The 20,910-nt window shown below is 74.9% G+C and carries 18 protein-coding genes; 7 read left to right on the top strand and 11 right to left on the bottom strand.

Annotated elements, in window-relative coordinates; genetic code table 11:
- Nucleotides 1–11 precede the first annotated feature (11 nt).
- The 5 genes from ACFVVA_RS10365 to ACFVVA_RS10345 form a co-directional block, all read right to left on the bottom strand.
- Nucleotides 12–1,187 carry an acyl-CoA dehydrogenase family protein gene (locus tag ACFVVA_RS10365; protein ID WP_359900872.1) on the bottom strand — a complete coding sequence of 392 codons (1,176 nt, stop codon included), beginning with the start codon at nt 1,185–1,187 and terminating at the stop codon, nt 12–14.
- Nucleotides 1,184–4,270, bottom strand: coding sequence for an amino acid adenylation domain-containing protein (locus ACFVVA_RS10360; RefSeq protein ID WP_387687790.1), 3,087 nt, complete (start codon nt 4,268–4,270; stop codon nt 1,184–1,186). The genes ACFVVA_RS10365 and ACFVVA_RS10360 overlap by 4 nt, the downstream gene beginning before the upstream one ends.
- Nucleotides 4,271–4,615: 345 nt before the next feature.
- The gene (locus ACFVVA_RS10355) at nt 4,616–5,929 is read right to left on the bottom strand and encodes a non-ribosomal peptide synthetase (protein WP_387687788.1); all 1,314 of its coding nucleotides are present in this window, start codon (nt 5,927–5,929) and stop codon (nt 4,616–4,618) included.
- Between the two features lie 129 nt (nt 5,930–6,058).
- Complete coding sequence (locus tag ACFVVA_RS10350; RefSeq protein ID WP_387687785.1) at nt 6,059–7,384, bottom strand: MFS transporter; 1,326 nt, start codon at nt 7,382–7,384, stop codon at nt 6,059–6,061.
- 489 nt (nt 7,385–7,873) lie between these two features.
- Nucleotides 7,874–8,998 carry a PP2C family protein-serine/threonine phosphatase gene (locus ACFVVA_RS10345; RefSeq protein WP_387687783.1) on the bottom strand — a complete coding sequence of 375 codons (1,125 nt, stop codon included), beginning with the start codon at nt 8,996–8,998 and terminating at the stop codon, nt 7,874–7,876.
- Between the two features lie 140 nt (nt 8,999–9,138).
- Here ACFVVA_RS10345 and ACFVVA_RS10340 point away from each other — a divergent pair, with 140 nt between their 5' ends.
- Nucleotides 9,139–9,510 carry a hypothetical protein gene (locus ACFVVA_RS10340; protein WP_387687781.1) on the top strand — a complete coding sequence of 124 codons (372 nt, stop codon included), beginning with the start codon at nt 9,139–9,141 and terminating at the stop codon, nt 9,508–9,510.
- 38 nt (nt 9,511–9,548) lie between these two features.
- On the opposite strand, the gene ACFVVA_RS10335 is transcribed toward ACFVVA_RS10340, so the two are convergent.
- Nucleotides 9,549–10,238, bottom strand: a complete 690-nt coding sequence (locus ACFVVA_RS10335) for a maleylpyruvate isomerase family mycothiol-dependent enzyme (RefSeq protein ID WP_387687779.1) — start codon at nt 10,236–10,238, stop codon at nt 9,549–9,551.
- Between the two features lie 71 nt (nt 10,239–10,309).
- Between ACFVVA_RS10335 and ACFVVA_RS10330 the strand changes: the two genes are divergently transcribed.
- Nucleotides 10,310–11,473 (top strand): LysR family transcriptional regulator, encoded by a 1,164-nt coding sequence (locus ACFVVA_RS10330; RefSeq protein ID WP_387687776.1) that lies wholly within the window; start codon nt 10,310–10,312, stop codon nt 11,471–11,473.
- Here ACFVVA_RS10330 and ACFVVA_RS10325 read toward each other — a convergent pair.
- On the bottom strand, nt 11,386–12,540 hold the full coding sequence (locus tag ACFVVA_RS10325; protein WP_387687774.1) for an erythromycin esterase family protein: 1,155 nt from the start codon (nt 12,538–12,540) through the stop codon (nt 11,386–11,388). The two genes, ACFVVA_RS10330 and ACFVVA_RS10325, sit on opposite strands and share 88 nt — an antisense overlap.
- 169 nt (nt 12,541–12,709) lie before the next feature.
- Between ACFVVA_RS10325 and ACFVVA_RS10320 the strand changes: the two genes are divergently transcribed.
- Nucleotides 12,710–13,429, top strand: a complete 720-nt coding sequence (locus ACFVVA_RS10320; RefSeq protein WP_387687772.1) for a TioE family transcriptional regulator — start codon at nt 12,710–12,712, stop codon at nt 13,427–13,429.
- A gap of 34 nt (nt 13,430–13,463) precedes the next feature.
- Nucleotides 13,464–13,883, top strand: a complete 420-nt coding sequence (locus tag ACFVVA_RS10315; protein ID WP_387687770.1) for an SgcJ/EcaC family oxidoreductase — start codon at nt 13,464–13,466, stop codon at nt 13,881–13,883.
- A gap of 100 nt (nt 13,884–13,983) precedes the next feature.
- Here the strand turns inward: ACFVVA_RS10315 and ACFVVA_RS10310 are convergent, their stop codons facing one another.
- Both ACFVVA_RS10310 and ACFVVA_RS10305 read right to left on the bottom strand, forming a co-directional pair.
- Complete coding sequence (locus ACFVVA_RS10310) at nt 13,984–14,838, bottom strand: BTAD domain-containing putative transcriptional regulator (protein ID WP_387687862.1); 855 nt, start codon at nt 14,836–14,838, stop codon at nt 13,984–13,986.
- A gap of 289 nt (nt 14,839–15,127) precedes the next feature.
- Entirely contained in the window at nt 15,128–15,829 is a 702-nt protein-coding gene (locus ACFVVA_RS10305) for a ScbR family autoregulator-binding transcription factor (RefSeq protein WP_387687768.1), read from the bottom strand.
- Nucleotides 15,830–16,290: 461 nt separating this feature from the next.
- On the opposite strand from ACFVVA_RS10305, the gene ACFVVA_RS10300 reads away from it, so the two are divergent.
- A complete protein-coding gene (locus tag ACFVVA_RS10300) occupies nt 16,291–17,289 on the top strand; it encodes a ScbA/BarX family gamma-butyrolactone biosynthesis protein (protein ID WP_387687766.1) in 999 nt (332 codons plus the stop codon).
- Between the two features lie 307 nt (nt 17,290–17,596).
- Nucleotides 17,597–18,127, top strand: coding sequence for a DUF5959 family protein (locus tag ACFVVA_RS10295; protein ID WP_387687763.1), 531 nt, complete (start codon nt 17,597–17,599; stop codon nt 18,125–18,127).
- Nucleotides 18,128–18,134: 7 nt separating this feature from the next.
- On the opposite strand, the gene ACFVVA_RS10290 is transcribed toward ACFVVA_RS10295, so the two are convergent.
- The gene (locus tag ACFVVA_RS10290) at nt 18,135–19,634 is read right to left on the bottom strand and encodes an MFS transporter (RefSeq protein ID WP_387687761.1); all 1,500 of its coding nucleotides are present in this window, start codon (nt 19,632–19,634) and stop codon (nt 18,135–18,137) included.
- Nucleotides 19,634–20,122 carry a MarR family winged helix-turn-helix transcriptional regulator gene (locus tag ACFVVA_RS10285; protein ID WP_387687759.1) on the bottom strand — a complete coding sequence of 163 codons (489 nt, stop codon included), beginning with the start codon at nt 20,120–20,122 and terminating at the stop codon, nt 19,634–19,636. Before ACFVVA_RS10285 ends, ACFVVA_RS10290 begins: the two co-directional genes overlap by 1 nt.
- Nucleotides 20,123–20,205: 83 nt before the next feature.
- Here ACFVVA_RS10285 and ACFVVA_RS10280 point away from each other — a divergent pair, with 83 nt between their 5' ends.
- On the top strand, nt 20,206–20,874 hold the full coding sequence (locus ACFVVA_RS10280; RefSeq protein ID WP_359900828.1) for a response regulator transcription factor: 669 nt from the start codon (nt 20,206–20,208) through the stop codon (nt 20,872–20,874).
- Nucleotides 20,875–20,910 lie beyond the last annotated feature (36 nt).

Genomic DNA, 20,910 nt, shown 5'->3' with positions numbered 1-20,910 from the left:
GTGACGCTTCGTCAGTTCAGGCCCATGGAACGGGCGATGATCACCTTCTGGACCTCCGAGGTCCCCTCGATGATCGTGGTCATCCGGACGTAGCGGTACAGGAACTCCAGCGGGTGCCCGCGCACCCAGCCGGTGGCCCCGTGCACCTGGAGCGAGCGGTCCACCGCGCGCACGGCGGTCTCGGAGGCGGTGAGCTTGGCGAGCGCCGCGTTCTCGGGGGACTCGGTGCCCTCGTCGACCAGCCGGGCGCAGGCGAGGGTGAGCAGCTTGGAGGCCTCGACCTCGGCCCGGGTGGCGACCAGGTGCTCCTGGATGTGCTGGTACTCGCCGATCACCCGGCCGAAGGCCCGCCGGTCCTTGGCGTACTCGACGCCGATCCGCAGCGCGTGCTCGGCGATGCCGTTGCACATCGCGGCGACCACCAGGCGGCCGCGCGAGAGGCTGTCGATGGCGAGGGCGGTGGCCGCGCCGACGCCCTCCTCGCCGCCGATCACGGCCTCCGGGCCGGCGGTGACCCCGTCCAGCAGCAGCTCGAACAGCGGCTCGCCGGACATGCCCTCGTAGCGCTGGCCGATCCGCAGCCCGGGCTGGTCCATCGGCAGCACGAAGGCGGTGGCGCCGGCCGTGGGGCCGGCCCCGTCGCCGAGGTCGGTGGCGGCGACGACCAGCGCGATCCCGGCGTGCTCGGCGTTGCTGACGAAGGTCTTGCGGCCGTTCAGCACCCAGCCCTCGCCGGTGCGCACGGCGGTGGTGGTGAGGTGGAACGCGTCGGAGCCGGCGTGCGGCTCGGTGAGGGCGAGGCAGCGGGTCTGCTCGCCGCGCACCAGCGGGACCAGGTGGCGCTCGACCTGCTCGGGGGTGCCGTGCCGCAGCAGCGGGCTGGGCCCGTCGGAGCCGGCCAGCGCGTACGGGGCGAGCACGCAGCCGCTGCGTCCGGCGGCGTGGTGCAGCAGGACGACGGCGGTGAACGGCATGTCGGCGCCGCCGAGCTCCTCGGGGTAGTCGCCCGCGTAGAAGCCGAGGGCGGCGGAGCGCTTGCGGACGTAGGTCCGCAGGTCGGCCGGGACCTGGTCGGCGGTCTCGGGCAGCTCGGCGGCCAGCGGCACGAGTTCGCGGCGCACGAAGCTCTCGAAGGCCTCGACGAGCTCGCGGTGGCCGGCTTCCAGGACGGCGGAGGGCGAAGTCACTTGGCACCACCGGTGGTGAGGGCCTTGGCCTGGTCGGCCAGGACGGCGTGTCGGAACAGGGTGCGCAACGGCGGCCGGCTGCCGAGGTGCGGCTCCAGGTACGCGGCGAGCTGGGCGGCGAGCAGCGAGTGGCCGCCGACCTCGAAGAAGTGCGAGTCCGCGGCGAAGCGGTCGTGGCCGAGCACCTCGCGCCAGGCGGCGGCGATCAGCTGCTGGCCGGGGTCGGTGAACTCGCTCGGCTCGACCTCCTCCGCCTCCGGGGCCTCGTCCGCCAGGCGGGCGAGGGCGGCGCGGTCGGGCTTGCCGCCGGGCAGGGTCGGCATCGCGGCGACGGCCGTCCAGCTCGCCGGGACGAGTCCGCCGGGCAGCCGGCGGGCGAGCGCCTCGTGCAGGGCGGCCTGGTCGGGGCGGTCGGCGCCCTCCAGGAAGCCGACCAGGCGGGGGCCGGTCTGCGGGTCGGTGTGCAGCAGCACCGCGCAGGAGCGGCCGCCGAGTTCGGCGGAGGCCGCGGCCTCGATCTCCTCCAGTTCGATCCGGTGGCCGCGCAGCTTGACCTGGTTGTCGGCGCGGCCGAGGAAGCGCAGCCGCCCGTCCAGGTCGCGGTAGCCGCGGTCGCCGGTGCGGTAGACGCGGGCGTCGTCGAGCGCGGGGACCGTCGTGAAGCGGGCCGCGGTGGGCTCCGGCAGCCCCAGGTAGCCCTCGGCCAGCAGGGTTCCGCCGACGGCGAGTTCGCCGACGCAGCCGGGGGCGAGCGGGCGCAGCGTGTCGTCCAGGACGTGGATGCGCGCACCGTCGAGTTCGGCGCCGAGCGGGATCTCGCCGTCCTCGGCGACGTCGGCGTCGGTGACCTCGTACACGGTGGAGGTGACGGTGGCCTCGGTGACGCCGTAGGCGTTCAGCACGGTGGTGGCCCCGGTCAGGCCGGCCAGCGCCCGGGCCGGCAGCCGCTCGCCGCCGAGCACCAGCAGGCGGGGCGCCCAGCGGCCGTCGCGCAGCGCCTCGCGCAGGTCCTCGCGGACGGCGAGCAGGTAGCTGGTGGGCAGGTTGGCGACGGTGACGCCGCGGGCGGCCAGCACGGCCACCAGCTCGGGCCCGGTGGGCACCTCGCGCTGCGGCACGACGAGGGCGGCGCCGGCCGTGAGGGCGGGCAGCACCTCCTCCAGGGCCACGTCGAAGGACGGCCGGGCGAACAGCAGCACCCGGTCGGCGGAGGTGAGCCGGTAGCGGTCGGCGATCGCGGCGATGTACCCGGCGAGGGCCTCGCGGCCGACCAGGACGGGCTTGGGCACGCCGGTGGAGCCGGAGGTGTGGATCACGTAGGCGGCGCCGTCCAGCGCGGCGGCGGGCTCGGCCTTCGGGAAGGCGGGGCCGTCCAGCAGCGCCGGGGTGACGCCCTCGGCGGGCAGTGCCAGCGCGCTCTGCCGGGTGGCGAGGACGAGCGCCGGGCAGAGCCGCTCCAGCAGCAGCCCGAGCCGGGCGGCCGGGTCCTCGGTGGACAGCGGCGCGTACACGGCGCCGTACCGCAGGCAGGCGAGCAGGGCGACCACGCTGTCGGCGCCGCGCGGCAGCACGGTGGCCACCGGCTGGCCGGGGGTGACTCCGGCGGCGCGCAGCCGCTCGACCAACTCGCTGACCCTGCGGTCGAGTTCGCCGTAGCTGATCCGCTCGGTGCCGGCCAGCAGGGCGAGCGAGGTCGGGTCGTGGGCGGCGGCCGGGTCGAGTGCGGCCGGGGTGACCGGGGCGGCCGGTTCGGCCTCGGTCGCGGGGGCCAGCCCGGCGATCGGCGCCTGCGGGCGATCCAGGTAGCAGCGCAGCAGCTCCAGCAGCCGCTCGGACAGCAGCACCGCCTCGGACTCGCGGAACAGGTCGGCGTCGTAGTCCCAGACCAGGGTCATCCCGGCCGCGCCGTGCTTCTCGCCGACCACCCGGCGGTCGTCGGGCAGCAGCACCAGGTCGAGGTCGAAGCGGGTGGTGCCGGTGTTGAAGCCCTCGTACAGCGAGACCTCCAGCCCGGGCGCCTGGACATCGGGCAGCGCCGCGTCGTGCGCGCTGAACATCACGTTGAACAGCGGGTTGTCGGCCCCGGTGGTGTGCAGCCCGAGCCGGCGGGTCAGCTCCTGGACCGGCAGGTCCTGGTACGGCAGGGCGCGCAACAGGACGTCGGTCACCTCGTCCACGGCGTCGGTGCCGAGAGCCGCCGGGTCGAGCCGCAGGCGCAGCGGGACGGTGTTGACGAACATGCCGACGGTGCCCTCGAAGCCCTCCGGGCGGTTGCCGACGGCGGTGCCGATCACCACCTCGCGGTGGCCGCTGTGCCGGCGCAGCAGCTCGGCGAACAGGGTGAGCAGGGTGCTGAACGGGGTGTGGCCGTCGGCCTTGCTGCGCTCGCGCAGCCGCTCGGCCAGGTCGGCGCCGATCGACTGGCGCAGCTGGCCGCCGCGGTGGCGCCGTTCGGCGCCCGGCCGGGCCAGCCCGGGGAGGGTGACCTCGCGCGGCGCGTCGGTCAGTTCCTTGGTCCAGAAGTCGAGCCCGCGGTCCCGGGGGAGGTCGGCGGCGGCGCGGGCGTGGTCCTCGTAGGAGGGGGCGGTGGGCAGCTCGTAGGGCTCGCCGAGGACGGTGGCGCGGTAGACGGTGAACAGGTCGCGCAGCAGGATCGCGAAGGAGTGGCCGTCGTGGACGAGGTGGTGCTCGACGTGGATCAGCCGGTGGTGGTCGTCGCCGAGCCGGACCAGGTGCCAGCGCAGCACCGGCGCCCGCTCGGTGTCCAGCGGCTCCTCGGCCTCGGCGGCGAGCAGCCGGCGGAAGGTGGCCTCCGGGTCCTGCTCGGCGGCGAAGTCGCTGTGGCGCAGCTCCGGTTCGCAGACCTCGGCGACCCGCTGGCCGGGCAGCCCCTCCGGCCTGGGCACCAACTCCAGCCGCAGACCGGGGTGGTGGGCCAGCACGGCGGCCAGGCCGGTGTGCAGCGCGTCCCGGTCGAGGGTGCCCCACAGGTCGAGGACGGCGGTGAAGTTGTAGGCGCGGCTGCCCGGCAGCATCTGCTCGTGCAGCCAGACGATCTCCTGCGAGGGAGAGAGTGCGAACATGGTCGATTCCCTTGTGTGGTGGGCTTGTCGGCACTGCGGTGGCCGGACGCGGACGTGGGGTGTTCCCGTGCCGGCCGGCGGCCCGGGGGCGCACCGGGGTGAGGTGCGGCCCTGGGCCCGGGTCCCGTCCGGCGGCGTGTCGGACGCGCGCGGACGGGCGTGGTGGGTTCGTGGCGGATCCGTCGTGGCTCCGTGGCGGATCCGTCGTGGGTCCGTCGTGGGAGTTCGGGGCCCGCGGGGTGGGGCGTGCGGTCGGACGCCTGCGGTCGGGCTCGTGCGGGCGGTCAGGCTCGTGCGAGCGGATGGGCGGCGCGGTCGGGTGGGCGACGCGGCCGGCCGGGCGCCTCAGGCCTGCGGGACCGGGACCGGCCGGGCGTGCAGGTGGTGCCGCAGCACGGCGAGCAGTTCGCCGAAGGCGGCCCGGGCGTCGGCCTCGGGGAAGCGGTCGCGGTCCCAGGCCAGCCGGATCAGCAGGTCGTCGCCGTGCGAGGCGGAGACGGCCAGCGGTGCGGCGAGCGGGCGCCCGTCCAGGTGGGTCTCCCGGCCTGGGGTGCCGCCGAGCACCAGCGGTGGGCGGCGGTGCAGGTCCTCCATGGTGAGCAGGCCGTCCAGGGCGCCCGACCACGGGGCCCCGGCGGTGCGGGCGGCGCGGACCACCTCGTCGAAGGGGGTGCCGGCCTGGTCGAGGTCGTCCCACCAGGCGTCCGCGAGGGCGTCCAGGTCCGCGACCGGGCCCGAAGTCGCCGGGTGCACCAGGGTGTTGAGGAAGCAGCCGAGCGCGGCGGGTGCGCCCGCCGGCCGTCCGCCCCACGGGTAGCCGAGCGCGAGCGGCCCTCCCGCGGTCTCCGGCCGGGCCGCCCCGTCCGCCCCATGCAGCCGGTGCAGGGCCGAGCCGACCGCGTCCAGCAGGGCCGGGAAGACGGCGCCGCGGGCGGCGCCCCCGGCGGTGGGCAGCCGCTCGGTGAGCATGCCGGTGGACGTCGCCGCGCCGCCGCCCGCCCCGGTCAGGCCGCCCAGTCGGCGGCCCCAGTGGGCCTGGGCGGCGGGGCCGCCGGCTGCGTCCTCGGCGGCGAGCTGCAGTTCGACGGCCTGCCGGTAGTCGGCCAGCGCCCGGGGGTCGGGCCCGTCCGCCGGCGGTTCGTCCCGCTCGTACGCGGCGCCGAGTTCGGCGGTGAGCAGGCCGAGCGACTGTTCGTCGCAGGCGGCGTGGTCCAGCGCGAGGGCGAGCAGTTCCTCGTCCCCGTCCGGGTCCGCGGCCACCAGCAGGCGCAGCGCGGGTCCGTCCGCGGGCCAGTTCGACAGGGCCTCGCGCAGCGCCGCACGGGCGGTGCCGCCGGGGGCGACGGCGATCCGGCCGGCCTCGGCCGAGGGGCCGCCGGTGCGCAGCACGGGTGTGCCGCGCACGGTCGCGAATCCGCCGCACAGCGCCGGGTGGTGGGCGGCCACGGCGGCCGCGGCGCGGGCCAGTCGGCCCAGGTCGAGGGTGCCGCGCGGGTAGGCGAAGAACAGCGGGACGACGTCGGTGCGGCTCTGCGGAGCGAGTCGGCGGGTGATCAGGAAGCGCCGCTGGGCGCCGGTCAGCGGGAGCAGCTCCACCGGGGATTCGGCGGCGGCGGAGCGGTACCGGGCGAGGTAGGCGGCGGTGATGCTGGCGTGCACGGGAACGGTCTCCGGTTTCCGGTCGCGGCTCGGGTCGGGGATCGGTCGGGGGTCGGTCGGGGGTCGGTCGGGGGTCGGGTTCGGTCGGCAGGAGGGGTTCGGGTGCGGAAGGCGCGGGTGGGCGGCCGGTCAGGACGTGCCGGGGCTCACCGCGCTCTTCTGGTCGGTGGCGTCCGCCTCCGCGTCCGCGTCCTGCCCGGCCGTACGGTCGGGGCCCGGCAGCTCGCGCATCCGCCGCAGCGGGGAGAGCAGCAGCGGCAGCGGCACCAGCAGGAAGCCGGCGGCGCAGAGCCAGAGCGCGGTGCGCGGCCCGGACGCCTCGGCGACCACGCCGCCGATCAGGGCGCCGATCGGCAGGGTGCCCCACACCAGGAACCGCATGGTGGCGTTCATCCGGCCGAGCAGCTCCGGCGGGCAGATGCTCTGCCGGAAGCTCACCTGGGCGACGTTGTAGGCCACCGCGCCGAACAGCACCACCCCGGAGGCCAGGCCGAACAGCACCACGCCCGCACCGCCTCCGGACAGCGGCCACAGCAGCGCGAACGGCGCCGTCACCACCGTGGACAGCCAGATCAGCCGGGCCTGTCCGATCCACCGGGCGAGCTGCCCGGCGCACAGCGCGCCGGCCAGTCCGCCGACGGCGGAGACCGACAGCAGCACGCCGATGGCTCCCGGCGACAGGTCGAGCACCCGCACCCAGAACACCGTCTGCACGGCGGTCAGCACGGCGGAGAACAGGTTGGACGTGGCGGTGGCGGTCGCGATCGCCCGCAGCAGCGGGTGGCCGAGCACGAACCGCACACCCTCCCCGACCTCGGCGCGCAGCGAGCGCCCCGGCTCGGGCTCCGGCCGCGGCTCGTCGACCTTGATCCGGACGAGCAGCAGGGCGGAGGCGAGGTAGCCGCAGGCGTCGGCCACGATGGCGAGCGGCGCCCCGAGCAGCTGGACCAGCCCGCCGCCGAGGCCCGGCCCGGCGATCTGCGCCGAGGAACGGACCGTCTCCAGGGCGCCGTTGCCGCCGACCAGCTGCTCGCGCGGCAGGACGGCGGGCAGGAAGGACTGGTGGGCGACGTCGAAGAAGACCGTCGCCACCCCGGTGACCAGCGCCACCAGGTAGAGCTGCGGCATGGTCAGCACCCCGAAGGCGGCGGCCGGCGGGATCGACCCGACGGCCAGGCAGCGCACCACGTCGGCCCGGATCAGCACCGGAAGCTTGCGCATCCGGTCCAGCCAGGCGCCCGCGGGGAGGCCGACGAGCAGGAAGGCGGCGGTCTCGGCGGCGGTCAGCAGACCGACCTCGAACGGCGTGGCGTCGAGCACCATCACGGCCACCAAGGGAAGGGCGACCAGGGTGACCTGACTGCCCGTCTGGGCCGCCGCGGCTCCGGTCAGCAGGAGCCGGAAGTCGCGGTGGCCGAGCAGACGGGCCTGGCGGGGGCTGGGCTTCTCGTTCATCGGTGCGACTCTCGGTCACCCCTTCGACACTGGGCAAGCACCAGGTCCGTTTCCGGACGGAACGCACGTCGGCCGAATCCCGCCACTCCCCCGGCCCGCCTTTGCGCGCTCCTTATGGCCGCTTCTCCTGCCGTCACGCCGCCCGCGGCGTCCGTCGGCCTAGGCGGCACCGGCCGACGGGCACTCCGACCACTTCCGGGCCCGTCCGTCCATTTCCTTGTCCGGTATTCGGACGCTGTCTTTCCAGCCACCGGACGGAGACGCTCAACTTGGCCGGATTCCATGGAGTGCAGTCCGACCGTCATCTCATCGTGATACCGGCGTGACCGTAGCGAGCCGTAGACAAGGTGACCGGACGGTCACGGAGCACCCGCGCCCGACCCGGTCCATCACCCGTCCCGCCCCCGTTCGCCGCCCGTTCCGCCGACCCGTTCGCCGCCCGCTCCGCCGACTGCTCCGCCTACCGCTCCGCCGACCGTCGGCCGGCCGTCAGCCGCCCGACTCCGCCTCCGCCTCCGCCCGGCGGGTGATCGCCAGCACCGCCATGTCGTCGTCCCTGGGCCCGCCGGTCCACCGCTCGACGTCCGCCACCAGCGCGTCCAGCACCTCGCCGGGCCCGGCGAACGGCCCCAGCGGGGCCAGCCCGAGCACCGGGTCGTAGAACTCCCCCGCCCCGTCCCGGGCCTCGGTGACCCCGTCGGTCACCAGCAGCAGCGTCCACCCGGCCGGGAACGGCCGACTCTCCGGCGCCGGGCGCGCCGCACCCAGTCCGCCCATCCCCAGCGGCAGCCCCGGATCCGCCGCGTCCAGCCGGCGCACCGGGGGCTCGCCCCCGCCCCGCGCGTACGGGTTCAGCAGGTACGGGCCGGGGTGCCCGCAGTCGAGCGTGCGCACGCTCTCCTCCCCCGGCGGGAACTCCACCAGCAGCGCGGTGATGAACCCCTCCAGCCGCAGCTCCTCGCTCATCCGCTCGCTCTCCCGCAGCAGCGAGTCCTCCAGCGCGTCCGCGAGCGCGGCCAGGTCCGGCAGCCGGTGGGAGTCCTCGCGGAAGGCGCCCAGCAGCACCGAGACCGCCCCGACCGCGTGCAGCCCCTTGCCCCGCACGTCGGCGATCAGCCCCCGCACGCCGAACGGGGTGACCTGCAGCGCGTACGCGTCGCCCCCGATCAGCGCCTCGTCCTGGGCGGCCCGGTAGCAGGCCGCGACCGAAAGCCGCCCCACCTCCGCGGGGGGCTCCGGCAGCACCGCCCGCTGCGCCGCCTCGGCCACCGACCGCACCCGCGCCAGCCGCCGCCCGTGCCGGTCCACCACCCGGTTCACCCCGATCCCGAGCAGCGCCGCGAACGCCGTGTTCGCCAGCTCCAGGAAGCCGGCCCCGGTCCCGATCGACCCGTCCTGGGTGGACAGCAGCAGGATGCCGAGAACGTTGGCGGCCCCCACCGCGACGGTGTCCCGCAGCGCCAGCAGCGCACCCGCCAGCACGGCGGCCGCCGCCAGCAGCGGATCGCCCCAGTAGTCGGTCGGGTCCAGCGCGTTCCACACCAGCCCGCCGGCGGTCAGCAACCACGGCGCGACCCGCACGTACGGGGGCCACTGCACGGACCTCTGGGCCATCGGCGACCTGGCTTCCGTCTCACCACCATCCGGAAGGACTTCTTCCGATCGTAGTCACGGGCCCCCGCAACGCGCACGACGGCCGCCCGGGCGCTCGCTAGGCTCCTGCCCCACACGGTCCGAGACCCGAGGAGAACCGGATGTCCATCTTCGCTTCCTGGCTGTACTTCGCCGACGACGGTGACGGCAACGCGCCCGCCCCGAGGATCTACCAGGGCTCGCACGTCAGCCCCGCCGAGGACGACCGCCGCGGGGGCTGGCTGGAACTCGGCGTGATCCCCAACCACTGCCACCCGGACGTCCGGTTCGGCGACGCTCCCGAACCTGAGGGCGGTTGGCCTCTCCCGGTGGAGTACCTCCGGCTGGGTCTCGGCGGGCCCGCCTCGGACGGCACTGGCGGCACGGACGGCACTGGCGGCACTGGCTCCCGGGCGACGGTAATCCTGGACCGCGCCCAGGTCGAGCTGTTGCACGCCACCCTCACCGAGTGGCTGAACACCGACCGCCGGTAGCGTGCCGTTCGCCCGTTCGCCCGTACGCCAATCCGCCGCTACGCGGCGTCGGCCGTGAACCGTCCCGCACCGGGCCCCGCCAGCAGGCCCTCCGGCACCCGGCGCCCGTACGCGAGCAGCAGCAGGTGCTCCGCCCGCCCCGTCACGGTGAGTGACCCGTCACCGTACGCCCAGGCGGTGTCCGTCGCCACCAGCCGGACGCCGTCCAGCCGGGCCCCGAAGAACCGCAGCGCACGGGGTGAGACACCGGCCAGCAGGGCCTTCGTCCGCGCCACCGGCAGCCGGGCGGGCAGGCCGAGCGCCACCGTGATGTCGAGGCCGTGGACGACGTCGTGGGCGAGGGCCGCGATCGGGCCGCCGACCGGCGGGCGCCAGGGGTGGTCCGCGTGGTCGGCCATGGCGGCGGCGAGTTCGCGCTCGGTCATGGCGGCCGCGTCGCGGCGGGCGATCCGGTCGGCCATCCGGTGGACGTTGCCGCCGGAGCGGGCGAGTTCGAGGAGCGTGCGCGCCGTCGAGTGCCGGAATCCGGTGCTCATGTGCGCGGCCACCTCGCGGATCCGCCACCCACCGCACAACGAGGGCGAGTTCCACTGCTCCGGGGCGAGGTCGGCGAACACCCGGGCGAGCTCGCGGCGCTCGGCCGCGATCTGCTCGCGGATCCAGTGGATCTGCCCGGTGTCCCGGCTCTGCGGCACCCCGGTGTCCTTGTTCTGCGGCACGGTTTCCATGCGCCCAGCCTGCGGCCGGAACCGTGCACCCGTCCAAGACCGGGAAGTTCTGGCACTTATGATCGGGAGTTATGGAACTGCGGCAGCTCCAGTACTTCGTCACCGTCGCCCAGCACGGCAGCTTCACCCGGGCCGCGCGGCTGCTGCACCTCACCCAGCCCGGGGTGAGCTCCCAGATCCGGCAGCTGGAACGGGACCTGGGCCACCAGTTGCTCGACCGTTCGGGCCGCACCGTACGGCTGACCCCGGTCGGCGAGGCGGTGCTGCCGCACGCCCGGGCCGCGCTCGCCTCCGCGGCCGCGGCCCGCCGCGCGGCCCAGGAGTTCGGCGGGCTGCGGCGCGGACACGTGCGTCTGGGCATGGTCGCCGGGGCGGCCCTGACCCCGCCGTCCGGACTGGGCACCATCCCCGGGCTCGCCACCACGCTCGCGGCGTTCCGCCAGGAACACCCCGGCATCGACTTCTCGCTCACCGAGGACACCACCGCGCGGATGCTCTCCGCGCTGCGCGACGGCCGGCTGGACCTCGCCGTCGTCGGCCTGCCCACCCCCGGGAGCGGGCGGGAGGGCGACGACGGCGGGTCGTCGCTGAGCGGGCTGGCGCTGCACACAGTGCTGGAGGTCCCGCTGGTCGCGGCCTGCCCGGTGGACCATCCGCTCGCGGAGGCCTCGGGGGCGGCGCCCGCCTCGGGTGCGGGATCGGGCGCGGGCTCCGTCCACGGCTCGGGCACGGGCACGGTCCCGGGCACGGGCTCCTCCGGGGGCTCGGGAAGCGGGGCCGGTGTTACCGCCCCCGGCCGGGACGCGCTGCCGGTCGCGGCGCTCGCCGGACACGCCCTGGTGAGCACCCCGCGCGGCACCGGCCTGCGCACGGCGCTGGAGCGCGCCCTGGCCGAGGCCGGCGTCGCGGCGACGGTCGGCGTCGAGGCGGCCGCGCCACCGCAGTTGGCCGAGCTCGCCGCGCACGGCCTGGGCGTGGCCGTGCTGCCGGACCCGGGCCCGCTGCCCGGCCTGCGGGTGCGTCCGCTGACCGACCCCGTTCCCCGGGTCCGGATCGCGCTCGCCTGGCCGGCCGGGCAGCCCTCCTCGCCGCCGACCGCCGCCCTGGTGGCCCACCTGCGGCAGGCCTACCCCGGGCCGGCGGCCGCTCAGGCTCCGGCCGTCACCGCCGCGCCGTCGGCGATGTGCAGCAGCGCGGCCGCGCCGTCGAGCACCTCCCGGTCGAGCGGGAAGTAGCCCTGCCGCGGGACGGTGTCGGTGCGGGTGCGGGCGTCGGCCGGCAGCGCGGTGTCCGTCAACTCCCAGGCCGCACCGCGTCCCCGCAGGTGGGCCTCGTACGTCCCCGGCGCCGGCTCGGCCAGTCCGAGCGCCTCGCTGCGCCCCAGGCTCCCGGCGACGAAGGCGTAGCGCTCGCCCAGCAGCGTGCCGACGGTGTGGCCCGCGCCGGTCCACCGGCAGTCCAGCTCGCCCAGCGCCCAGGCGCTCGGGTTCCGCTGCACGTGCCGGTTGTGGGCGAAGAGCAGGGTCGGTCCGCGCCGGGCCTCGATCTCGCGGATGTCGAGGAGGTTCTGCGCCATCAGCGCGTCCCGCACGCCGAGCAGGGCGCTGATCCGGGCGCTCGGGGTGCGGCCCCGGACCGCCGACTGGGCGTGGTAGCGCAGCAGTCCGATCCCGGCGGCCAGTCGGGCGCGTGCCCCGTACCATTCGGCCGGCGAGGTCGATCCGATCAATTCCGGTGCCCGCATCTGGAGTTGAAGGAGAAGGTCGTCGGCGAGGCAGCGCAGCCGGGCGGCGTCGGCGGTGTCGCCCGGCGACTGGGCCGGGTCCGTCACCGCCTCCGTACGGCTCCAGCGCTCGTCCTCGCCTGCCACACCGGCGACGTCGAGGTCGAGCCCCAGGTAGTCGCGGGCGTGTTCGAGGTAGCGGCGCGGGCTGGGGGCGCTGGTGTTCTCGGTCGGGATGTCGAAGCCGTGGAAGGCCAGCCGCTCCCCGGACGGCCGCTGCCGGTTGAACTCCCGCATCCAGGCGACGAGTCGGCGGTTGGGGGCGAGTTCCCCGAAGCCGTGCGTGAAGCCCTTCCGCATCGCCGATTCGAGAGTGCCGACACCCTCCCGGACGTAGGCGTCCACGGCGAGGGCGGCCACCCGGTCGGTCTCCAGGGCGATCGACCGGAAGCCCCGGTCGACCAGCCTGGCGAACAGCTCGTTGCGGACCAGCCCGAACGCCGGCTCCTGGTGCGTCGGCTCGCCCAGCCCCAGAAGCTCGCACGCGGGGGTGATGAAGTCATACACGTCCTGGTTCATGGACCTCAAGCGTATCCTTGAAGGAACGGTTGAGACTTTTCCCGCTCGTGCCGCCCATTCGCCGCCGAAAGCCTCAAACAGCCCCCACTCATCGACCGACTTCGAGCACCCCGCCCCACCCGGCCCCACCTCACCCCACCAGCCCGGAACGGGAGACGACCGGACGACCATGCGACCCTCCGACCTCGCGCGCGAGCACGGCATCTCGACCCAGGCGATCCGCAACTACGAGCGCGACGGCTGCCTCCCGCCCGCCGAACGCACGCCCACCGGATACCGGATCTACACCGAGCTGCACGCCGCCGCCCTTCGCGCCTACCTCGCCCTCGTCCCGGCGTACGGGTACGCGACCGCGGGCTCGGTCATGACCGCCGTCCACGCCGACCGGATCGGCGACGCCCTCACCGAACTCGACCGGGGACACGCCCAGTTGCTGCGCGACCGGGAGACCCTCGCCGCCGTTCGCGAGGCCGTCGGCCACCTGACCGGCGGCGCCGCCGCCGGAACCGGGCTCCCCGCACCACCCGGCCCCCGCTCCGTCGGCGAGGTCGCGCACCGGCTCGGCGTCACCCCCGCGACCCTGCGGGCCTGGGAGGCCGCCGGCATCCTCACCCCGCCCCGGGACCGCGCCACCGGCCACCGCCGCTACCTCCCCGCCGACGTCCGGGACGCCGAACTCGCCCACCTGCTCCGCCGGGGCGGCTACCTGCTGGACCACATCGCCACCGTGCTGCGGCAGATCCGCACCGCGGGCGGCACCGGCGAGCTCGCCGCCGCCCTGGACGGCTGGCAGCAGCGCCTCACCGCCCGGGGCCTGGCGATGCTCACCGCCTCCGCCCACCTCGACGGCTACCTGGGGCTGCGCACCGGAACGCCCCGACCGGCTTGACCTCAAGGCCACTTGAGGTACCAGAGTGATCCACATGGACACCGAAGCAGCAGCCAACGCGCAGGCCGCCCCCGAGGCGGACATCCAGGCCGTCGAACGGGTCGTGGCCGCCGTCGAACGCGCCCAGCGCGCCAAGGACCCGGACGCGTTCCTCGCGCTGTTCCACCCCGAGGCGATCTGGACCACCGCGCCCGGCAAGGTCCTCCTCGGCCTGGACGCGATCGCCGAGTTCACCCGTGCCGTGCTGCCCGCCGCGACCTGGGACGGCGACGTCACGTACGAGCCGGTGCACATTCAGTTCCTTCGCCCCGACGTGGCCGCCGTCAAGGTCCGCCAGGTCTACCGGTCGCCGGAGGGGGACTCGGAGGGCGCGCCGCTGTACGTCATGACCAGGCAGGACGACGGCCGGTGGCTGCTGCACGCCTGCCAGAACACCGGCGTGCTCGCCGAATAGCCACCGGGCCCGCCGCAGTCCGTCGCAGTCCGCCCCTGCCCGTCCCCGCCGGGCGCCGGCGCCGCGCCCCGGTCGGCCGACCCGGCCCGACCGGCCCGGCTCAGCCGACCCGGGTGAGCCGGGCGGTGCGGGCGCCGGCGCCGTCCGCGGGCGCGCCCGGCTGCTCCTGGTCCGCGCGCTCGGGGCCGGCGAGCAGGATGGAACGCTGGAGCCGCCGCAGCGCCGCGGACGGCTCCATGCCCAACTCCCGTACCAGGGTGTTCCGCAGGCGCTGGTAGGCCTCAAGCGCCTCGCCCCGCCGACCGGAGCGGTGCAGCGCGATCATGTACTGGCCGTGCAGGCTCTCGTGGGTGCGGTAGCGGTCGATCAGGACGGTGAGTTCGGCGAGCAGCACCCGGTGCCGGCCGAGTCGCAGGTCGGCCTCGATCCGCTGGTCCAGCGCGCAGAGCCTGATCTCCTCCAACCGTCTGGTCTCGACGGCGAGTTGGCCGCCGACCGGAACGTCGGCGAAGGCCGGGCCGCGCCACAGCGCGAGCGCATCGGCCAACTGGCGGGCGGCGAGCGGGAAGTCGCCCCCGTCCATGGCGCGGTAGCCGTGCCCGGCGAGGCGGTCGAACTCCTGGAGGTCGACCAGTCCGCCGCCACTGTTCAGCATGTAGCCGCCGGCCGAGGTGACCAGGACGTCCTTCGCGCAGGAGGCCCCCGGGCCGCCGTCGCCCTGGGCGAGCGCCCGGTCGATGAGGTCGCGCAGTTGGAGCACATAGGTCTGCACGGTGGTGCGGGCACTGCGTGGCGGGCGGCCGGACCACAGCTCCTCGGCGAGGACTCCCGCCGGCACGACCTGGTCGGCCCGTAACGCCAGCAGGGCGAGCACCTGCCGCGGCTTCGGCGCCGACGGCACCACCGACGCCCCGCACAGTCGGACCCCCAAGGACCCCAGCACCCGGATCTCCACGACGACCACCCCATATCCAGACGGATCGGCGGCCCCGACGGCCGCCGGCCGGGCGGGTGCTCCGCTGCTCACCGTCCACGCAGGTCCGCTGGAAGGTCGGTCGAGCACCCGACGCCCATCCAAAAACAGGACAGACGGTTTGTCAATACAAAACCGAACGCGCTGTTTGTTTTTGGGCGGAGCAATCCCCACCGGAACCGGACGCCGGACCGCCCGTCCGACCTCGAACCGCTTCGAACGAGGCCCGCACGGACCACCCGGACCACCCGGGTCACCCCGAGCGCCCGACTCAGGCCGGTCCGACGCCGGCCGCACCCGCCCCGTCCGGCCCAGTCGGGCCGGACTCCGCCACCCGGGCCGCCGCGAGCTCCGCGACCACCCGGGCGCCCCGGTCCACCGCGAGGTCGAGCGTGGCCAGCACCCCGGGCACCGCGATACTCGGCATCACATGCTGGTACAGCGCGGAGATCCGGCGCTCCAGATCCGCCCGGCCGGACATCTTCTGCGACTGGATCTGCACCCCCGTCCAGGCCCCGGTGACCAGCCACGCTGTCTCGGCGGGCACCACCTGGGGCAGCAGCTCACCGCGCCGGCCCGCCGTTTCCAGCACGCTCTCGGCCCGCTGGATCCAGCCGGGCGCCGCACCGCCGCTGAAGTCTCCGAACACGTCCTGGCCGAGGGAGAGCCGCGCGCCCGCGCTCAGGACCGGGTCGCGCGGCATGAGGTGGGCGACCACCATCCCGAGGTCCACGAACTCCTGCAGCTTGCACTGCCGTTCGGGGATCTCGTCCCGGCCGAACTGCTCCTCCACGACCCCCTGGGCGAGCTCCCGCTTGGAGGCGAAGTGGAAGTACACCGCGCCGCGGGTCACCCCGGCGCGGGCCACGACCTCGCCGATCGTCGCCCCCTCGTACCCGTACTCGTCGAAGACCGACGCCGCCGCCTCCAGGATCAGCCGACGCGTCCGGACCGCCCGCTCCTGTCGCACCACCGCAACCACCCCACCCGAAACGCTCGGCAAACAAAACCAAACACCCCGTATCTTACCCGCCGCGGTCGACGGGGGTCCCTGCATCCCAGGTCACCTAGGGCCGTCCTCAAGCGGACTAAAACCGCGTGGACGGTATGGGACGAACAGATGGCCGACATCTCGCCGCCAGCCCCCATATCCGGAGCGACAGCTCCCACTTGTGCCCGGGGGGACGACGAACGATCCAGTCGTGGCAATGAACCTGACAACTTTGCCCATCGACATTCCCACAGGTCAAGCAGGCCCGACCGGTGAACCTGGTCCCGGGGCGGCGACCGGCACACACCCACCGTGCCCGACCGAACACGCTCGGCCGCCGACGAACCTTTGTTCTGGCTCCTTGAAAACCAAACCGGTAGGTACGTATCTTACGAGCCCTGAGCAGCCCACCCCGCCCATCACGGCCTTTCGGAGCGCTCCCCATGACTCTGCTCGCCTTCCGCACGCCCGCCTCCGCCCTCGCCACCGGCCCGGACCCCCGGACGATCCCCGGCCCGGCCGCAGCAGCGGCCCCGGCGCCTCGCCTGACCAGCACCGTCGCCAAGGAGTACGTGCACCGGGCCTGCCACGCCGAGGTCTTCATCACCGGCAGCGAACAGCTGACCGACACGGCCTTCGCCGTCACCGCGCAGTGGCCGCGGGCGCACACCTTCTTCTGCACGCCGGACGGCACCCGGCACGACCCGATGCAAGCAGCTGAAACGATCCGCCAGGCCGGCCTCTACCTCGCCCACACCCGGTTCGGCGTACCGCTCGACCACAAGTTCATGATGTGGAACCTCGACTACACCACTCAGCCGCGGCAGTTGCCGATCGGAGCGGCACCGACCGATCTCACCCTGGAGATCCAGCTCCTCGCCCAGCCGCGCCGCTCCGGCACCACGGTCGACTTCACGCTGGAAACCGTCGTCCGACGGGGCGCCCAGCTCGCCGCCACCGGGTACGCCCGGTTCACCACCGTCCCGGACTCCACCTACCAGCGGCTGCGCCGGGGGCGCCAGGGCGCCGAGCAGCCCGCGGCGCCGACCGTGACCGCCGAGCCGCTCCCGCCGGCCCGGGTCGGCCGAGTCCGCCCGAGCGACGTCGTCCTGACCCCGGCCGACGCCCCCGACAGCTGGCACCTCACTCCCGACTTCCGGCACCCGATCCTCTTCGACCACGCCAACGACCACATCCCCGGCATGGTGCTGCTGGAGGCGGCCCGGCAGGCGGCCAACGCCCTGAGCAGCCCGGTCACCATCACCCCGGCCGCCGCGGCCACCACCTTCCACCGGTACGCCGAGCACGACGCGCCCACCACGATCACCGCCCGGCACACCCCCGGCGAGGAGCCGGACAGCCTCACCACCACCGTGACCGGCCACCAGCACGGCGAACCGATCTTCACCACCGTGCTCACCGGCCACCCGGACCACCGCTGACCCGACGGCCGCCGCCGCCCCGACCGGGCAGCCGGTACCGCCCGAGCAGCGGCCCGCACCCGCCGCACCACCGGACGCACCCACCGCCACGCCACGCGGACGGCCCGCCCGACCTTCCCGGTCCGGCGGGCCGTCCGCGTCCGGGAGGCCGTCCGCGTGCCGACGACGCTTGCCGGGGCGGCGCCCCCGGCACAGGGCGTTTCCCGCCCGCCGGCGACGACCGGAACATCCCGATTCCGGGCTGGCACCGGGGCGAACACCTGCGCAAGGATGTCAGCCCCTGATCCGCTGCCAACAGGAGCACGCCGTGAGCGAAGTCGCTTCGCAGCAGAACGAGTTGATAAGACTGACCGACCGCCCCGGAACCGACGACGCCCCCGGCCGCGACGGGCGGACCGGCGGCCGGAACGTCCGGGTACGGGTGCTCGGACGGCACGCACCGGGCTCCCTGCTCGGACACGACTGGCTGGACTGCGAGATCACCGTCACCGCCGACTCGGTGCGCGGGCAGTTCGTCACGCTGGTGACCGACCGCCATCTCACCCAGTGGGAAACGGCTTTGGAGCGGCTCGGGCGCGGCGCCGCGGTCCGCTGGCTGGACGAGGAGCACGGCCCGGAACTGCGGATCGAGCCCGCGCGGCCGGGCGGGCTCTGGGTGACCGTCTCGGACGCGGAGGAATCGGGCGTCACGCTCCGGGTCGTTCTCTCCCCCGCACCGGACTGGCTGGACGAGCAGCGCGCGCTGCTCAAGCTCGTCCGGGAGGCCTATCCGGCCGAGGTGGTCGAGCTCACCCCGGGCCTCCACGCCTGGCGCGGAACCCCGGTGGAGGAGAGCTGATCATCGGTCATCCCCGGGTCCGCACAGGACGTCCCGGCCGGCCGAGCGAACGGTCGGGCACGGTGAGGAGGAAGAGCAGGGCCGCGCCGCAGAGCATGAACAGCGCGAGGCGGTGCAGACCGCCCGTGGTGGCACCGTGCGGGAAGAAGGCGGCGTTCGCGGCCGAGGCCACCATCGCGCCGAGGTACATGAAGGTGCGCAGCAGCCCGGCCGCCGAGGCGATGGCGGCCGGGTCCGCCTGGTGGTAGAGGGCGGTCTGGGTGCCGAGCCCGATCAGCCCCTGCGAGACGCCCGCCAGCACACCGACCGCGATCAGCAGAGCACCCGGACTGCTCGCGTGCACCGACAGCAGGGCGGCACAGGCCCCGATCTGGCAGGCGGAGCCGACCAGCAGCTTGCCGCGCACACCCGGACTGCGGCCGGTGACCCCGGCGGCCGTGAGCGCGGTCAGCGACAGCGGCAGCAGCACCAGTCCGGCGGAGGCCGCCGACAGGCCGCGCCCCTCCTCCAGCCACTGGGTGTAGCCGTAGAGGAAGGCGTAGACGGAGGTGTAGCCGAGGACCTGGCGCAGGTAGGTGGCGATCAGCGGGCGGTTGCCGGCGAGCGACCGCAGGTCGATGAAGGGGGTGCGGGCCCGCCGCTCGCGGACGGCGAAGGCGGCGGCCGCCAGGACGGCGAGCACCGGCAGGTACCAGCGCGCCGGGTCGGGCCGCATCAGGAACAGCATCAGGGCGAGCAGCAGGACCGCGAACAGCGCGATCCCGGCGTGGTCGAGGCGCTCCGGACGGTCGAGGCGGTCCGGACGGTCGAGGTGGTCCCCGCGGCCGGACGCGTCTCTGCCGTCGGACCCGTCACCTCGGTCCGGACGGCCGGAGCGGCGGTCGGTGACGGGCAGCCGGGCCGCGCCGAGCGCCAGACAGGCCAGTGACAGCGGGACGTTGACGGCGAAGACCGTCCGCCAGCCGCCCGCGCCGATCAGCAGACCGCCCAGGGTGGGGCCGACCACCGCGACGGTCTGGTTGGCGACGGCCAGCAGCGTCAGCACCCCGGTGGGGCTGGACTGCCCGGTCCGCTCGGCCTCGGTACGGGTCAGGTGCATCGCGGCCGGGTAGGCCGCGGAGGTGCCCAGGCCGAGCAGCACCCGGGCGGCGATCAGCAGTCCGAGCGTCGGGGCGAACGCGCCGAGCAGTCCGGCGAGGCCGACCAGGGCCGTCCCGGCGAGGTAGAGCCGGCGCGGCCCGTGGGTGTCCACGAGCCTCCCGATCACCGGCTGGCCGACGGCGGTGGCCAGGTAGAGCGCGGTGACCAGCCAGGCCGTCTCGGCGGGCGGCGCACCGAAGGCGGCGCCCACGGGCACCAGGGCCACCGCGATCATCGACGAGTTGATCGGGTTGAGCACCGATCCGAGCACCATCGGTGCGATCAGCCGGCGGTTGAACCCGCCCTCCGGAGCGGGCAGCCGACGGCGGGACCGGAGCCGGGCCAGCAGGGCGGACGGACCGGCCATCACCGGTTCAGCCGGTCCATCAGGGCCAGTGCCTCCAGTACGGTGGCGCGCTCGGCCTCGGTGTAGTGCTCCGCCATGGCCCGGGTCAGCCACTCCTGACGGGCCTGGCGGCTGTCCGCGACGTGGGCCAGGCCCGCCTCGGTGAGGCTGACCACTTGGCGGCGACCGTCCTCGGGGTCGGGGCGGCGACCGACCAGTCCGTGCTGTTCGAGCACGGCGAGAGTGGCGGCCATCGACTGGGGACGGACCCGCTCGGCGGCGGCCAGCGCGCTCGCGGAGGCCGGACCGTCGTTGATCAGCCGACTGAGCACGGCGGTCTGGGAGGGGGTCAGGTCGCTGGTCCCGCTCGCCTCCCGCAGGGTGCGGCGCAGCCGGCTGAAGACGGCCCGCAGCTCGCGGGCGGCCAGTGCCGCGGTGTCGGGCGCCACGGCCTCGGCGGGGGCTGTACGGGCCGCGGCGGCTTGGGGGCCGGTTCGCTTCTCGGTCATGGCTCCACGGTAATTTCATCAGTCTGAACTGTCCAGTCTGGACTGAAGGATTTCCCGGGAACGGCGGGCCGGATAATGACGGCATGATCGACAATCAGCTCCGCGTCGTCCTCGCCGAGGATTCGGTGATCCTCCGGGACGGCATGGTCGAACTCCTCACCGCCCGTGGGTGCGCGGTGGTCGCCACCGCCGGTACGGCGCCCGAGCTGGTGGCCGCCGTCACCGAGCACCGGCCCGACGTGGCCGTGGTGGACATCCGGATGCCGCCCACCCACACCGACGAGGGCATCCGGGCCGCGGTGGAGATCCGGGCCGCCCTGCCCGAGGTCGGCATCCTGGTCTTCTCCCAGCACGTCGAGACCGTCTGGGCGGCCCGGCTGCTGGCGGCCGGCGCAGCGGGCATCGGCTACCTGCTCAAGGAGCGGGTGGCCCGGACCTCCGAGTTCGTGGACGCCCTGCACCGGGTCGCCGCGGGCGGCACGGCCCTCGACCCAGAGATCGTCAACGGCCTGATGCACGGCGGGCGGCGCAGCCGGGTGGACGCGCTCACCCCGCGCGAGCGGGAGGTGCTGGAGCTGATGGCGCAGGGGCACTCCAACCGCTCGATCGCCACGCTGCTGACGGTCTCGGAGCGGGCGGTGGAGAAGCACGTGGCCGCCGTGTTCGGCAAGTTCGACCTGCCCGCGACCGACGCCGACAACCGGCGGGTCAAGGCCGTGCTCGCCTACCTCGCGGAGAGCGGCGCCTCCTGAGCCGAGGGACCCGGAACGGCGACACCCCGAGGCCGG

Origin of the sequence: Kitasatospora sp. NPDC058048, from assembly GCF_042885555.1 — a bacterium.
Lineage (GTDB): Bacteria > Actinomycetota > Actinomycetes > Streptomycetales > Streptomycetaceae > Kitasatospora > Kitasatospora lactacystinica.
The sequence above is the reverse complement of the archived record's forward strand: the minus strand, read 5'-3'. Positions and strand labels throughout refer to the sequence as shown.

Coding starts and splice junctions, on each gene's coding strand:
- ACFVVA_RS10345 (WP_387687783.1), bottom strand. CDS start 8,998: ATGGCCCAGAGGTCCGTGCAGTGGCCCCCGTACGTGCGGGTCGCGCCG.
- ACFVVA_RS10325 (WP_387687774.1), bottom strand. CDS start 12,540: ATGAACCAGGACGTGTATGACTTCATCACCCCCGCGTGCGAGCTTCTG.
- ACFVVA_RS10280 (WP_359900828.1), top strand. CDS start 20,206: ATGATCGACAATCAGCTCCGCGTCGTCCTCGCCGAGGATTCGGTGATC.
- ACFVVA_RS10290 (WP_387687761.1), bottom strand. CDS start 19,634: ATGGCCGGTCCGTCCGCCCTGCTGGCCCGGCTCCGGTCCCGCCGTCGG.
- ACFVVA_RS10360 (WP_387687790.1), bottom strand. CDS start 4,270: ATGTTCGCACTCTCTCCCTCGCAGGAGATCGTCTGGCTGCACGAGCAG.
- ACFVVA_RS10320 (WP_387687772.1), top strand. CDS start 12,710: ATGCGACCCTCCGACCTCGCGCGCGAGCACGGCATCTCGACCCAGGCG.
- ACFVVA_RS10335 (WP_387687779.1), bottom strand. CDS start 10,238: ATGGAAACCGTGCCGCAGAACAAGGACACCGGGGTGCCGCAGAGCCGG.
- ACFVVA_RS10340 (WP_387687781.1), top strand. CDS start 9,139: ATGTCCATCTTCGCTTCCTGGCTGTACTTCGCCGACGACGGTGACGGC.
- ACFVVA_RS10300 (WP_387687766.1), top strand. CDS start 16,291: ATGACTCTGCTCGCCTTCCGCACGCCCGCCTCCGCCCTCGCCACCGGC.
- ACFVVA_RS10315 (WP_387687770.1), top strand. CDS start 13,464: ATGGACACCGAAGCAGCAGCCAACGCGCAGGCCGCCCCCGAGGCGGAC.
- ACFVVA_RS10285 (WP_387687759.1), bottom strand. CDS start 20,122: ATGACCGAGAAGCGAACCGGCCCCCAAGCCGCCGCGGCCCGTACAGCC.
- ACFVVA_RS10350 (WP_387687785.1), bottom strand. CDS start 7,384: ATGAACGAGAAGCCCAGCCCCCGCCAGGCCCGTCTGCTCGGCCACCGC.
- ACFVVA_RS10330 (WP_387687776.1), top strand. CDS start 10,310: ATGGAACTGCGGCAGCTCCAGTACTTCGTCACCGTCGCCCAGCACGGC.